Source organism: Streptomyces sp. GQFP, assembly GCF_021545335.1.
In the GTDB taxonomy this organism is placed as follows: Bacteria; Actinomycetota; Actinomycetes; order Streptomycetales; family Streptomycetaceae; genus Streptomyces.
On the sequence record NZ_CP089312.1, the window covers coordinates 6985507 to 6999698 of the forward strand.

Here is a 14192-nt window from a genome sequence, read left to right on the forward strand (position 1 = left end):
CGGTCACTCGTCGGTCCAGATACCCGAGATACGTCGTGAGGCGAGGTCGGACCGGACCAGCAGGCGCGTGTGGTGGATCTCGTGCCCGGGGTCGTCCCAGGTGAGGGTGACACGGCTCCAGCAATGGCCCATGCCGCTGTCGATGTAGGCGACGCTCCACCTGATGGGAACACCCTTGGCGCGCAGCACGCCGTCCCCTCGGTGAGCGGCGTCCCAGCGGATCAGGCCGGCACACAGCTCGGCGGTGAGGTAGTGGTGGCGGAGCGCGTGGGCCAACTGTCCGCGACCGAGGTCGTGGAGGGCGTCCGTGTACGCGCCGTAGAAGTCGGCCACATGGCCGACGACGGACTGTGGGCTGCCCTCGCGGGTCGGCACGGCAGCCTCGGAAGGGGTGCCGGGCGGTATGGCCGAGGCGGGTTGCCTGGGAGCCGGTACCGTGGCGCCCGGTGCGAGGCGGCGGAGTGCGCGGGTCGTGGTCATGGAACTCTCCTGCCCTGTCTGGAGCACGACGGTTGGGTGCTCATTTTCGAGTACAGCGTGGTGAGGGGGCGGACACGAGGGCCAAGTGGCTTGTCCGTCCGGTCTGTTCGGCCTCTGAACGATTCCCCGGGCGCGCTAGGCGTGTGACCGGAATTCCGGGCGTCAGCCGGTCTTGTGGCTCCACCGCGGGCCGACGTGGTCCCACTCCCTGCCCCACCGGTCGACACGCCGCCGGTCGAGCCGCCATCGTGCGGCGGCTCCGGCGCCGAAGGCGATCCCGGCGAGGGCCAGTGCGGCCGCCGCACCGAGGATGCCCGCCTCGACGGCCGCGTCCGTGGGAGGTATCGGCTCGGTGGTGAGTTCGCCGCGGTCGTCCTGCCAGACGACGAGCCCGGATCCGGCCGCCAGCCCCGCGCGCACCAGTGTCTCGCCGGTGCGGGTGGCGCCGTCGGGGGCCGTCCAGCGGACCTTCGCCACCGACTGTCCGCTCGCTCCCCTGACCGCCGAAACGGCCGGTGGGACGTCGGCGAGCAGCACGGCTCGGACGGAACGGCGCTCGGCGCGCTGCGCGGCGAACACCTCGTCGGCGGCGTGGGCCGTCACCAGGCCGGCGACCGTGCCCCCCATCGCGATGACCGCCCACACGGCCAGCACGATCCAGGCCTCGACGATGTCGTCGTGCCGTCGCAACGGGTTGCTCCGCCACCGCCAGAACCGCTTCCGCGTACACCTGCTGCCGTGCATCGGTCCGCACCTCCTCCTGAAGTTCGTGACATTCCCGAAGGTGACAGCCGGAGGAGGGACGGGACATGGGCCCACCGGGCGGAGCCGGTGGGCCGGTCGGGGTCAACTCGCCATCGAAGAAGGGACGTTCAGCCCTGAACCGAGAGGGCGGGTGGGTGCCTCAAGGCCGGGAGGCTGTCACGGACCCGGTCGGGTCGGGGTTCCGGAGGCTTCCTGGCCCCGGGTGCGGGACCATCGGCCCTGACCCTGCCCGGGTGGGTGGGTCCACGCTCGGAGGACAGCATCGGCCGTTCGGATCCGGTGCGCGAGGAGGGCGTCATGACGAGCACATTCCTGGACGCCGCGATCCTGGAGACCTGCGTCTCGGCGGCGGTCGCCGCGCCTTCGATCCACAACACGCAGCCGTGGCGGTTCCGGCTGGATCCCGCCACGGTCACCTTCCAGGTGTTCGCCGCTCCCGAGCGAGGCCTGAGGCACACCGATCCGACAGGCCGGGCGCTGCACCTGTCGGCGGGGGCATGTGTCTTCAACCTGCGGGTCGCGCTGGCCCACTTCGGCTGGGCGCCCGTGACGCGGCTGCTGCCCTGCCCGGAGAACCCCGGCCTGTTCGCCACCGTTCGTCCGACAGAGCCCGGTGACCCGCATCAGGGGCGGCAGAGCCTCGACCTCTACGCGGCCATCTGGCGCAGGCACAGCAGCCGGTTCCCCTTCTGCGGCATGCCGGTTCTCCCGGACCTGCGCGCGGAACTCGGCGCGGCGGCCCGTGCGGAGGGTGCCCGGCTCACCTTCGCCGAGGCCACCGAGACGGACCGTCTCCTTCGGCTGACCGCGGAGGCCGAGCAGCGCAATCGTCTCGACGCCGACCGGGCGGCGGAGGGCCGCCGCTGGGTGAACCACGAGCTGGACCCGGCCCGCGATGTGGGCGTGCCGCGGAAGGCGCTCGGCCCGCAGGACGCCCGCGAACACCTCCCCGTGCGTGATTTCACCGCACAGCGCCATCCCGAGCGGCTCGTCGCCCAGCCCTTCGAGAAGGACCCGGTCATCGCCGTGCTGGCCACCGAGCACGACCGCCGTGCCGACTGGCTGCGCGCCGGGCAGGCGCTCCAGCACGTCTGGCTCCTCGCGACGGCCCAAGGTCTGCGCGTGTCTCTGCTGCATCAGGCGCTGGAGTGGCCCGACCTGCGCGAATCGCTGAGCCCTGTGCCCGGCCAGACCGGTCACGCGCAGCTGCTCATGCGTTTCGGACACGGTCCGCAGGGCGCTGTCACTCCTCGGCGCGCCCCGGGTCCGGTGTTCGGGGAGGAGCGGCCGAACGGGTAGGCCCGGTCAGCCCGTCGCTGTCGTGAGCGTCGGCCCCTCGGGCAGGTGAGGGTGCACTTCGAAGACGCCGGACAGACCGGCATGACGGAGCACCCGCAGGAAACGGCCGCTGTCGGAGACCAGCCGCAGCCGGCCCTGCCGTGCCAGGGTCCGGTTCCGCGCCCGGCACAGGACGCCCAGGCCGGCACAGTCGATGAAGGACACGCGGCGGAGATCGAGTATCAGATCGGGTTGGCCGTGTGCGGTCAGTGTGTCGAGGCGTGCCGAAAGAGACGGCACCATGGCGAGGTCGACCTCGCCACGCAGTTCCAGGACGGTCGCCCTGCGGGCGGGTCGTTCCGTGGGGTGCGGTACGGATCTGGTGCGGGTCTTGGACATGGTGAGAGAAAAGCGTGTTCGGTGACACGAACGGAAGGGCCGGTCGGCCCCTGTGGCCCCGGCCCGAACGGCGTTTCGAGACACGCTCGTGGCCGAGCGAAGACCCCGAACGGCCGGGTGATGGGTACCGACTGGCCCAAGCGAGGCCCACGGGCGCGGGACAAGCTGGATCTGCGGGGCAATCCCGGCATCGGTCGCGCGACGCTCGGCCCTACCGGCCGTCGCCGAACCGCCGGGACCCGAGACCGAGACCCGCAGGAGAACACGAGGGAGAGGTGCGTCATGAAGGGCTTCGTCTTCCACGGCCCCGGACAGTCCGCCTGGGAGGAGGTTCCGGATCCCGGCATCAAGGAACCCACCGACGCGATCGTGCGGGTCGACACCGTCACCATCTGCGGGACGGACCTGCACATCCTCAAGGGCGACGTACCCGAGGTGAGCCCGGGCACGGTGCTCGGGCACGAGGCGGTCGGCGAGATCGTCGAGGTCGGCAGCGACGTGCGCACCGTGCGGCCGGGAGACCGGGTCCTGGTCTCCTGCATCAGCGCCTGTGGGCGGTGCCGCTACTGCAGGGAGGGCGCGTACGGGCAGTGCAGGGGCGGCGGAGGCTGGATCCTCGGCCATCTGATCGACGGCACCCAGGCCGAGTACGTCCGGGTCCCGTACGCCGACCTGTCCGTGCACGCACTGCCCAGCGCGGTGGACAGCAAGGACGCCGTAATGCTCGCCGACATCTTCCCGACCTCCTACGAGGTGGGTGTGCTCAACGGGCGGGTACGGCCCGGAGACACCGTCGCCGTCGTCGGCGCCGGTCCCATCGGACTGGCGGCGATCGCCACGGCCCGGCTGTTCTCGCCCGAGCGGATCGTCGCCGTCGACCTGGCCGCCACCCGGCTGGAGGCGGCCAAGCGGCTCGGCGCCGATGCCGTGGCCGACGCCCGTGAAACCCCGGAGCAGCTGATCGCCGACCTCACGGACGGACTCGGCGCGGATGTCGTCATCGAGGCGGTGGGCGTGCCGGAGAGCTTCGAACTGTGCACACGCATGGTGCGTCCCGGAGGACATGTGGCCAACGTGGGCGTGCACGGCAAGCCCGCGACCCTGCACCTCGAAGACCTGTGGATCAAGAACGTGACCATCACGACCGGGCTTGTCGACACCTATTCGACGCCCACGCTGTTGCGGATGGCGGCGGCCGGCCGGCTGCCCACCGCGGAGATGGTCACCCACACCTTCCCGCTCGACCGCATGGAGGAGGCATACGACGTTTTCTCCCGGGCCGCCGACACCGGCGCGCTCAAGGTCGTGCTCGGCGGGCCGCAGCACGAGGTCGCCGTCCGTGCGGCCTGACGAGAGGAAGCGATGGGCCATGGCCGAACAGGTGGAACCGAGCGGGGTGGAGGGACACCCGAAGAGTGACCTCGGACGTCGCCTTACCCGGCGACGTGAGGAACTCGGGCTGTCCCGAGGGGAAACGGCCGAACGAGCGGGCATGGCACCCGGCTACCTCCAGTACCTGGAGGAACAGCCCGCCACGGCACCGGGAACGAGCGCCCTGCGCAGGTTGGCCGGGGCCCTGCACACCACCGTGCGGGACCTTGTCGGCGGCGCCGTGGATCTGCCGCCGGGCCCCGGGCGGGCGAGCCCGCTCCCCGAGTTCACCGAACTGAGCAAACAGGAGTGCCGGGCCCTGCTCGCCACGCACGGCGTGGGCAGGGTCGCGGTGCCCACCGTGTCGGGGCCGGTCATCGTCCCCGTCAACTACAGCGTGGTCGAGGGCGCGGTCGTCTTCCGTACCGCCGCCGGCACCACGCCCGCGCAGGCGGCCGGCTGTCAGGTCGCCTTCGAGGTCGACCGCATCGACGAGGCGTTCAGCCAGGGCTGGAGCGTTCTGGTGCGCGGCCACGCGCGGACCGTGACGGACCCCGACGACGTACGGCACCTCACGGAGCGCGCGTACAGCCTGCCCTGGGCCGGCGGCGAACGTGACGTGTGGGTGCGTATCGACCCGCTCGCCCTCACCGGGCGCCGGATCACGGCGTGACGGCGGTTGTTCCTCATGTATGCGAACGACGGCTTCCGCGAACTCGGGCGGCAGGAGTGTCTGCGGCTGCTGGCGAAGGTGCCGGTCGGCCGTATCGTCCACACGCGCCAGGCCCTGCCCGCGGTTCTGCCGGTCAACTTCGGCCTGGACGACGACGGTTCGGTGCTGCTGCGTACTTCGGCGGCCTCGGAGCTGGTGCGGGCGATCGACGGGACGGTGGTCGCCTTCGAGGCCGACGAGGTCGACGCGGCCACCCACTCCGGCTGGAGTGTCGTCGTCACCGGCAAGGCGACGGTGGTGACCGACCCCGCCGAGCAGGAGCGGCTGGCCCGGACCGGCCCGTGCTCCTGGGTGCCCTCGCCCGAGGAGGTCTTCGTCCGCATCGAGCCCGAGCTGGTGACCGGCCGGGAGTTGGCCGGCGGGCGCACCATGTACGGCGTGGTTCTTCCGGCGTCTTGACGGACCGTCACCGACATGGACCCGAACGGCCCCGCGACAAGGGGCCGTTCGGCGTTGCGTCGGGTCCTGGCGGGCCCTGCCCCCGGTGTCCGCGGAGGGCGAGTGTGGACTGCGAAGCCGCCGCGACACCCGAAGGGAAGCGGGAGCCATGACTCTCCAGCACGTGGTCGTAGGAACGGACGGTTCGCTGGTCGCCGTACGGGCGTTGGACTGGGCCTCGGACGAGGCGGTGCGCCGTGGAGCCGGCCTGCGCGTCGTGTACGCCGTGCCGGACCGGGACGAGGCCGGACCCGTGCTGAGGGCCGAGGCGTCACGGGTGAGTGAGCGGCACCCAGGTCTGCCGGTTGTGACAGCGGCGGCTGAGGGCGGCACCGTGCGGGCGCTGGTACGTGAGAGCGAACACGCGGTCCTGACCGTTGTGGGCACACGCGGCTTCGGCGGGCTCACCGGCCTGTTGTTCGGCTCGGTGAGCCTGCGGCTGGCCGCGCAGGTGCGGGGCCCGCTGCTGGTCGTACGCGGGGACCATCCGTGCGACGACGGCAAGGACGTGCTGCTCGGTTTGGAGAGCGACGCGGACGCGGATGCGGCCGCCTACGCCTTCCAGGAGGCCGAGCGGCGCGGTGCCCGGCTGCGTGTCCTGCACTCCTGGACCCACCTGCAGGAGACCCCCGAACTGCCGTCGCTCGTGCCCGCGACGAGCCCGGGACAGGAGCGGCTCGCCCGGCACGGCCGCGCCGAGGAGGCCGTTCCGCGCTTCGCCCTGACCCGGCTGCGGGAGCAGCACCCCGGTGTCGACGTCGAGACGCGCACGGTCCGTGCCAGCGCGGCGCGCTCACTGCTGGAGGCCACGCGGGAGGCCGCGGTCGTCGTGATCGGTGCGCACCGGCATGGTGGGCCGGGAACGCGGTTGGGACCGGTCGCGCACACCTTGTTGCACCGATCCCATTGCCCCGTGGTTGCCGTACCCGGCAGCGGCTGACAGGACGGCGACCGCCCGTCCGGCTGCGATGAGGACGGCGACGCCGGTGCGGTCGGGCCGGACCGCGTGCCCGTTCCGGCATCGGCCGTGCGCCTCCCAGCAGCTGCTGGGAGGCGCCGAGGAGCAGTGCCTCCAAGAGGGAGGAGGCAGGGCGGGGGACGTCGGGAAGAGGATTTCCGGCGCGGTCCCACCGTCCGCTCATGACCCTCGGCCGGGTCCGAGGGGCCCTGGCACCGGGGCCGTTCGGCCTCTGTGGCCGGATCGGGCGCACGGCTGAGGCTGGTGCGACCGGATCGGCCGGGGTGAGGGACGAGGGACGTGCCATGGACGCTTCCACCGCCGTTTCGACGGACGCGCTGCGGGCGGCGCACGAGCGGTTCATGACCGCGCGAGGCGTGCCGCCGGGGCTGCGGAGTCTGGTGACCGACTCGTGGCGCAGGTGCGCCGCGTCCGGCGTGCCCCCGGACGGCAGTCGGCTGCCGCCCCTGCGCAAGAGCCTGGAGGAACTGTCCGCGTACCGGCGTACGCATCCGCTGGCCGAGGTGCTGCCCCTGTTCCGGGACCTGCTCGGCGCCGGTGCCGCCGACGACGGGCATGTCTTCGCGGTCGGCGACGCCGACGGGACTCTGCTGTGGGTCGAGGGCGACGCGGCGGCCGTGCGCCGGGCCGAGCGGATGCACTTCGTCGAGGGCGCCCTGTGGTCCGAGGCGCAGGCCGGGACGAACGCGCCCGGAACCGCGCTGCAGGTGGGGCGGCCCGTCCAGGTCGTGACCGGCGAGCACTACAGCTCCGCCGCGCACGGCTGGTCGTGCGCCGCGGCCCCTGTTCACGACCCCGGGTCCGGCCGGGTGCTCGGCGTGGTCGACCTCTCCGGCGGCGCCACCATCGCCACACCCCCCGCCCTGGCCGCCGTACGGGCCGCCGCGCTGGCGGCCGAGGCGGTGCTCGCCCGTGCCATGACCCCGTCGGGGCCCCTGCTCGGCCCCGACGGGCGGGTGCTGTACGCGGGTGCCGACGGACAGGCCGGTGGCGCACGGCTGTCCGCGCTGGGCCGCGACAGCGCACTGCTGGAATGCGGCGGACGTGTCCACCGGCTGAGCCCGCGCCACAGCGAGATCGTGGTGGCGCTTGCTCTGGAGGGACGAGGCGTCCCCGGCGACCGGCTCGCGGTGGACTTGTCGGAGCGGGAGGTGCCCCCTTCGACGCTGCGGGCCGAGCTGACCAGGCTGCGCGCGGTGCTCGGCCCCACTGTCCTCGGATCGCGTCCCTACGCGCTGCTGTGCCCGGTACGCACCGACTTCGGTGACGTGGCCGCACTGCTTGCCGAAGGGCGGGTGGCCGAGGCGCTGGAGCGCTACGAGGGTCCGCTGCTGCCACGTTCCGAGGCGCCGGCCGTGCTGGAGCAACGGCGGTCCCTGGAGCAGCAGTTGCGCGGTGCCGTCCTGGCCGGCGGTGACGCGGCGCTGCTCCGACGCTGGGTGACCTCGGCCTGGGGGGCCGATGACGGCGCCGCCTGGCTGGCGCTCGCCCATCTCCTGCCCGGCGGTTCGGCCCAGCGTGCCGCCGCGGCGGCACGCGCCCATGCGCTGGCCCCGGCGAGGGCCGTCCCGCCGCAGGTCGCACGGCATGCAGCGGTGTTGCAGCGTGCCCGTTCCTAACGTGTTGAGCATCACCCCGAACATCGTGTCCGGAAAGGGGACGATCATGAGGTACGAGCCTCCGGGCAGGCCCGGAAGTCCGGTCGACGTGGCACCCCGGTACGAGAACTTCATCGGCGGCAAGTGGCAGGCACCCACGACCGGCCAGTACTCCGTCAACCTGTGCCCCGCCACCGCCAAGCCGATCTGCGAGATCCCCAGGTCCGGCGCCGAGGACATCGAACTCGCCCTGGACGCCGCGCACTCGGCGAAGGACAAGTGGGGCGAGGCGTCCACCACCCAGCGGGCGGCGGCGCTGAACGCGGTCGCCGACGCCATCGACGCCCACCGCGAGGAACTCGCCGTCGCCGAGAGCTGGGAGAACGGCAAGCCGGTCCGCGAGACCCTGGCCGCCGACATCCCGCTCGCCGCCGACCACTTCCGCTACTTCGCGGCCGCGATCCGCGCCGAGGACAGCTCGATCACCGAGATCGACAAGGAGACCATCGCCTACCACTTCCACGAGCCGCTGGGCGTCGTCGGACAGATCATCCCGTTCAACTTCCCGCTCCTGATGGCCGCGTGGAAGCTCGCCCCGGCGCTCGCCGCCGGCAACACCTCGGTCCTCAAGCCCGCGTCGCCGACCCCGTGGTCGATCCTGAAGCTGATGGAGGTCATCGGCGACCGGCTGCCCCCGGGCGTCCTCAACGTCGTCAACGGCCCCGGCGCCGAGATCGGCAAGGCACTGGCCACCAACAAGCGCATCGCCAAGGTCGCCTTCACCGGCGAGACCACCACCGGCCGCCTGATCATGCAGTACGCGGCGCAGAACATCATCCCGGTCACCCTGGAGCTGGGCGGCAAGTCGCCGAACATCTTCTTCAACGACGTGGCCGCCCAGGACGACGACTTCCTGGACAAGGCCGTCGAAGGCCTGGTGCTCTACGCGTTCAACAAGGGCGAGGTCTGCACCTCCCCCTCCCGCGCCCTCATCCAGGAGGACATCTACGAGGAGTTCATGGGGCGTTGCCTGGAGCGGATCCGTGCCATCAAGCAGGGCGACCCGCTCGACACCGAGACCATGATCGGACCGCAGGTCTCCAAGCAGCAGATCGAGAAGATCGCCTCGTACGTCGACATCGGCGTCAAGGAGGGCGCGGAGCTGCTCGTCGGCGGCCACCGTCCCACGATCGGCGGTGAGTTCGCAGACGGCTATTTCTACGAGCCGACCGTCCTCAAGGGCCACAACAAGATGCGGGTCTTCCAGGAGGAGATCTTCGGACCCGTCCTCGCCGTCACCACGTTCAAGGACGAGGCCGAGGCACTGGAGATCGCCAACGACACGCTCTACGGCCTCGGAGCCGGCGTGTGGAGCCGCGACACCAACCGCACCTACCGGATGGGCCGCGCCATCAAGGCAGGCCGCGTCTGGACGAACTGCTACCACCAGTACCCCGCGGGTGCCGCGTTCGGTGGCTACAAGGTCTCCGGCATCGGCCGCGAGAACCACAAGATGATGCTCGACCACTACAGCCAGACCAAGAACCTCCTGGTCAGCTACGGCACCAAGCCGCTCGGACTGTTCTAGGGACGAGCCTGCCCAAGGAGGGCAGTGACATGTCTGTGCACGTCGAGAACGGCAATGCCGGGCGCGTCACCGCCACCGGGGCGGCGCACCGGGCCATCGCGGCCCTGCGCGCCGCCCACGGGGGACCGGTGATGTTCGTCCAGTCGGGCGGCTGCTGCGACGGCAGCGACCCGATGTGCTTCCCCGGCGGTGAATTCGCCCTCGGTGAGGGCGACATGCTGCTCGGCGTCCTGGACGGCTGCACCTTCCACATCGACGCCGACCTGTACGAGGCGCTCGGCCGCCCGCGCTTCGTCCTGGATGTCGAACCCGGCACCCCGGGCGGCTTCTCGCTGGCGGCGGGGGACGGGCTGCGGTTCGTCACCCGGGTCAGGGAACCCCAGCACAGGGCCAGTTGATCAACGTATCCCGGCACACGGCCGGTTGAGGAGCAGATCATGAAGGCAGCAGTCGTCACCGACTTCGGGAAGCCTCTGGAGATCCAGGACCTTCCCGTCCCCGAGCCCGGCCCCGGCCAGGTCCTCGTCCGTATGGAGGCCTCCGGCCTCTGCCACACCGACATCCACGCGGCCCACGGTGACTGGCCGGTCAAGCCGAAGCCGCCGTTCGTCCCCGGCCACGAGGGCGTCGGCCCGGTCCAGGCCGTCGGCGCGGGCGTCTCCGAGGACCTCCTCGGCAAGCGGGTCGCGATCCCGTGGCTCGGCTCGTCCTGCGGCACCTGCCGCTACTGCGTCTCCGGCTGGGAGACCCTGTGCGAGGCCCAGGTCAACTCCGGTTACTCCGTGGACGGTTGCTACGCCGAGTACGCCGTCGCCCACGCGGGCGCGGTCGTCGAGGTGCCCGAGGGCGTGTCGTCCTTCGACGCGGCACCGCTGACCTGCGCGGGCGTCACCACGTACAAGGCGATCAAGGTCGCCCACGTCGTCCCGGCCGAACGGGTCGCCGTCTTCGGCGTCGGCGGACTCGGTCACCTGGCCGTGCAGTACGCCCGTCTCGTCGGCGCGTTCGTCACGGCCGTCGACCTCGAACCCGACAAGCTGGGTCTCGCCCACCGCCTCGGCGCCGACCAGACCGTCAACGCCCGTACACACGACCCGGTCGAGGAGATCAAGAAGGTCGGTGGCGCGGACGTGGCCGTCGTCCTGGCCGCCGCGCCCAAGGCGTTCGAGCAGGCCTTCCGGTCGCTGAACCGGGGCGGGCGACTGGTGATGGTCGCGCTGCCCGCCGACAACGCGTCCATCGACGTCCCGATCTTCGAGAGCGTCCTCAAGGGGATCTCGGTCATCGGCTCCATCGTCGGCACCCGTCAGGACCTCGCCGAGGTGTTCGCCCTGCACGCGGCCGGTCGCACCCAGGTGATCGCCGAACCGCGGCGCCTGGCGGACGTCAACGACTCCTTCGACGAGGTCCTCGGCGGACGGGCCGAAGCGCGGCTCGTCTTCGAGTTCTGAGAGTTCTGTGGCCCGGGACCACCGGGCCACAGGGAGAGGCAGCAGATCATGGGAACCGTCACCGTGGGAGTCGTACGGGAGCGGGCGCCCGGCGAACGCCGGGTCGCCCTCGTCCCCGAGACCGTGACCCACCTGGGCAAAGCCGGAGTCGACGTCCTCGTCGAGACCGGAGCAGGCTCCGGCGCCTGGTTCACGGACGCCGACTACACCGCCGCCGGCGCGACCGTCGTACCACCGGACGAACTGCGCGCACGGGCGGACGCCGTCCTGTGCGTCGGCCCGCCCGACGAGGAGACCGCGCGGAAACTGCGGTCCGGGCAGACCCTGATCGGCCTGCTCGAACTGGGGCGACACCCCGCCCTGGCACAGGAGCTGGACGAGCGCGGTGTACGCACGGTGAGCCTCGACCTGCTGCCCCGCACCCTCAGCCGCGCCCAGTCCATGGACGCGCTGACCTCCCAGGCCAACGTCGTCGGCTACAAGGCGGTACTCGTGGCCGCCGACGCCTACGACCGGTTCTTCCCGATGCTGACCACCGCGGCGGGCACCATGCGCCCGGCGCAGGTCCTCGTCCTCGGTGCCGGAGTGGCCGGGCTTCAGGCGATCGCCACCGCCCGCCGCCTCGGCGCCGTCGTCTCGGCGTACGACGTACGCCCCGCATCCCGAGGGGAGGTGGAGTCGCTCGGCGCCCGGTTCCTGGACATCCCGCGCCCGCCGGACACGGAACCGGGCACCGGACAGGGCGGCTACGCAAGGGAGTTGACCGAGCAGGAGCAGCGGGCCCAGCGGGAGGCGCTGGACGCGCACATCGCCCGGACCGACATCGTGATCACCACGGCCCAGGTGCCCGGGCGCAGGCCGCCGTTGCTCGTGACCGCGGCGGCCGTCGAGCGGATGGCCTCCGGGTCCGTCGTCGTCGACCTGGCGGCGAGCGAACTCGGCGGCAACGTCGAGGGATCCGAGCCCGACAAGACCGACGTCCTGGACAACGGCGTCACCGTCATCGGCGCGGGACGCCTGCCGTCCGCGATGGCGACCGCCGCGTCCACGGCGTACGCCCGCAATCTCGTCGCGCTGTTGCGCCATCTCCTGCGCGACGGGCACATCGTCCTCGACCCGGCCGACGAGATCACGGCCGCGCTGACCGGGGGAGCGGCACCGAAGGGAGGCGCGTCCTCATGAACGACCTCGATCTCCTCACCGCGATCACCGTGTTCGTCCTGAGTGTCCTGGTCGGCATCGAGGTGATCAGCAAGGTCCCCGCGACCCTGCACACACCGCTGATGTCCGGCTCCAACTCCGTGCACGGCATCGTCGTCATCGGCGCGATGCTGATCGCGGCCGAGTCGCACACCTGGCTCGGCTACGTTCTCGCCTTCGCCGCCATGGTGTTCGGCGCGATGAACGTCGTCGGCGGATACGTCGTCACCGACCGGATGCTGGAGATGTTCAAGGCCAGGCCGGCCGCGGAGAAGCCATCAGCCGACAAGCCCGCCGCGGAACCGAGCGAGAAGGCGGAGGTGTGACCGTCATGGACACTGTCTCCAGCACCGTCCAGTACGTCTTCCTGGCCGCGGCCGCCTGCTTCGTCCTGGGCTTGCACCTGATGAACCACCCGCGCACGGCCCGCCGCGGCAACACCCTCTCCGCCGGGGCGATGGCCGTCGCCATCGGCGCCACCGTGTGGCTCGTGGCGGACGAGGGCGTCATCAGCCGGACCGGCTGGCTTGTGCTCGTCTCGGGCGGGGTCGTCGGCGCGGCGCTCGGCCTGTGGGCCGCACGCGAGGTCAAGATGACCGCGATGCCGCAACTGGTCAGTCTCTTCAACGCGGTCGGCGGCGGCGCGGCGGCGCTCATCGCCGTGGGCGAACTCGTCCAGACGGAGAACGCGGCCGGGCTGGGGGCCCGCGTCTCCCTCCCGGCCGGGCTGGACATCGTCATCGGCGCGGTCACCTTCTCCGGATCGCTGGTCGCGGCGGGCAAGCTGCAGGGCATCGTCTCCGGGTCACCGGTGGTGTTCCCGGGGGCGCGGCTGCTCAACGTGCTGCTGCCGGCCTCGTTCGCCGTCGGCACGGTCTGGCTGGTGCTGGCGCCCGACAGCCCGGTCGCCCTGTACGGGCTCGTGGTCGTGGCCCTGCTCTTCGGCGTGACGATGGTGCTGCCCATCGGCGGCGCCGACATGCCCGTCGTCATCGCCCTGCTGAACGCCTTCACCGGGTCGGCGGTCGCGATGGCGGGCTTCGTGCTCGACCAGACGGCACTCATCATCGCGGGCATGCTTGTCAGTGCATCGGGCGGCATCCTCACCAAGCTGATGGCCGACGCCATGAACCGGTCCATCACCAACATCGTCGTCGGCGGCTTCGGCACCGGCGACAGCGCTCCGCCCGAGGCCGGCGCGGGCGGAGCGCCCGCCCAGGTGCGGTCGGTGTCCGCGGACGACGTGGCGATCCAGCTGGCGTACGCCCGCAAGGTCGTCTTCGTACCGGGGTACGGCCTGGCCGCCGCCCAGGCGCAGCACGAACTCGGCGACCTGGCCAAGCTGCTGACCGATCACGGCGTCGACGTCAGCTACGCCGTCCACCCGGTCGCGGGCCGTATGCCGGGCCACATGAACGTGCTCCTGGCCGAGGCCAACGTGCCGTACACCCAGCTGAAGGAGATGGACGACGTCAACCCCGAGTTCCCGCAGGCCGACGTCGCCCTCGTGATCGGCGCCAACGACGTGACCAACCCGATCGCCCGCCGCCCCGGCAACGCGATCTCCGGGATGCCGATCCTGGACGTCGACAAGGCGAAGAGTGTCGTCGTCATCAAGCGGTCGATGGGCCACGGCTACGCGGGCATCGACAACGAGCTCTACACCGACCCGAAGACCGGGATGTTCTTCACCGACGCGAAGAAGGGACTGACCCAGCTCAAGGCCGCGGTCGGCGAGTTCGTCGCCTGACCCGCGCGGTGAGCCCCCGCACCAGCGTCCACCGTCCGGTGCGGGGGCTCACGTCCGCCCGGAGACCATCGGGACCCCGGACAGGGCCAACCGGCCCATGCGCACGGCGGCGCCCTGATTCACGCTGAACGCATGGGTCCAACGCCCCGGCAGGCCTGGAGG

At 71.7% G+C, this 14192-nt stretch carries 15 protein-coding genes; 12 read left to right on the top strand and 3 right to left on the bottom strand.

Going from position 1 to position 14192, the window contains the following annotated elements; translation table 11 throughout:
- Positions 1-3: 3 nt before the first annotated feature.
- Together LUX31_RS31425 and LUX31_RS31430 are read right to left on the bottom strand one after the other, a co-directional pair.
- Complete coding sequence (locus LUX31_RS31425; RefSeq protein ID WP_235478683.1) at positions 4-480, bottom strand: hypothetical protein; 477 nt, start codon at positions 478-480, stop codon at positions 4-6.
- A gap of 162 nt (positions 481-642) precedes the next feature.
- Positions 643-1224, bottom strand: a complete 582-nt coding sequence (locus LUX31_RS31430; RefSeq protein WP_235478684.1) for an Rv1733c family protein — start codon at positions 1222-1224, stop codon at positions 643-645.
- Between the two features lie 318 nt (positions 1225-1542).
- On the opposite strand from LUX31_RS31430, the gene LUX31_RS31435 reads away from it, so the two are divergent.
- The gene (locus tag LUX31_RS31435; protein WP_235478685.1) at positions 1543-2544 is read left to right on the top strand and encodes an Acg family FMN-binding oxidoreductase; all 1002 of its coding nucleotides are present in this window, start codon (positions 1543-1545) and stop codon (positions 2542-2544) included.
- Positions 2545-2550: 6 nt separating this feature from the next.
- Here the strand turns inward: LUX31_RS31435 and LUX31_RS31440 are convergent, their stop codons facing one another.
- Positions 2551-2922, bottom strand: a complete 372-nt coding sequence (locus tag LUX31_RS31440) for an STAS domain-containing protein (protein WP_235478686.1) — start codon at positions 2920-2922, stop codon at positions 2551-2553.
- A gap of 282 nt (positions 2923-3204) precedes the next feature.
- On the opposite strand from LUX31_RS31440, the gene LUX31_RS31445 reads away from it, so the two are divergent.
- The 11 genes from LUX31_RS31445 (at position 3205) to LUX31_RS31495 (ending at position 14030) form a co-directional block, all read left to right on the top strand.
- Positions 3205-4272 carry a zinc-dependent alcohol dehydrogenase family protein gene (locus LUX31_RS31445; protein WP_235478687.1) on the top strand — a complete coding sequence of 356 codons (1068 nt, stop codon included), beginning with the start codon at positions 3205-3207 and terminating at the stop codon, positions 4270-4272.
- A gap of 19 nt (positions 4273-4291) precedes the next feature.
- Positions 4292-4966 carry a helix-turn-helix domain-containing protein gene (locus tag LUX31_RS31450; protein ID WP_235478688.1) on the top strand — a complete coding sequence of 225 codons (675 nt, stop codon included), beginning with the start codon at positions 4292-4294 and terminating at the stop codon, positions 4964-4966.
- A 15-nt stretch (positions 4967-4981) separates the two neighbouring features.
- The gene (locus tag LUX31_RS31455) at positions 4982-5425 is read left to right on the top strand and encodes a pyridoxamine 5'-phosphate oxidase family protein (protein ID WP_235478689.1); all 444 of its coding nucleotides are present in this window, start codon (positions 4982-4984) and stop codon (positions 5423-5425) included.
- A gap of 148 nt (positions 5426-5573) precedes the next feature.
- Positions 5574-6404: a universal stress protein gene (locus tag LUX31_RS31460; protein ID WP_235478690.1), complete on the top strand. Its 831-nt coding sequence runs from the start codon at positions 5574-5576 to the stop codon at positions 6402-6404.
- Positions 6405-6727: 323 nt separating this feature from the next.
- Positions 6728-8062, top strand: coding sequence for a GAF domain-containing protein (locus tag LUX31_RS31465; protein WP_235478691.1), 1335 nt, complete (start codon positions 6728-6730; stop codon positions 8060-8062).
- Positions 8063-8108: 46 nt separating this feature from the next.
- Positions 8109-9629 (top strand): aldehyde dehydrogenase family protein, encoded by a 1521-nt coding sequence (locus tag LUX31_RS31470; RefSeq protein ID WP_235478692.1) that lies wholly within the window; start codon positions 8109-8111, stop codon positions 9627-9629.
- 29 nt (positions 9630-9658) lie between these two features.
- On the top strand, positions 9659-10027 hold the full coding sequence (locus LUX31_RS31475) for a DUF779 domain-containing protein (RefSeq protein WP_235478693.1): 369 nt from the start codon (positions 9659-9661) through the stop codon (positions 10025-10027).
- Between the two features lie 39 nt (positions 10028-10066).
- On the top strand, positions 10067-11080 hold the full coding sequence (locus LUX31_RS31480) for a zinc-dependent alcohol dehydrogenase (RefSeq protein WP_235478694.1): 1014 nt from the start codon (positions 10067-10069) through the stop codon (positions 11078-11080).
- 48 nt (positions 11081-11128) lie between these two features.
- Positions 11129-12262, top strand: a complete 1134-nt coding sequence (locus LUX31_RS31485; protein ID WP_235478695.1) for an NAD(P) transhydrogenase subunit alpha — start codon at positions 11129-11131, stop codon at positions 12260-12262.
- Positions 12259-12606, top strand: coding sequence for an NAD(P) transhydrogenase subunit alpha (locus LUX31_RS31490; RefSeq protein WP_235478696.1), 348 nt, complete (start codon positions 12259-12261; stop codon positions 12604-12606). The genes LUX31_RS31485 and LUX31_RS31490 overlap by 4 nt, the downstream gene beginning before the upstream one ends.
- A gap of 5 nt (positions 12607-12611) precedes the next feature.
- On the top strand, positions 12612-14030 hold the full coding sequence (locus LUX31_RS31495; protein ID WP_235478697.1) for an NAD(P)(+) transhydrogenase (Re/Si-specific) subunit beta: 1419 nt from the start codon (positions 12612-12614) through the stop codon (positions 14028-14030).
- Positions 14031-14192 lie beyond the last annotated feature (162 nt).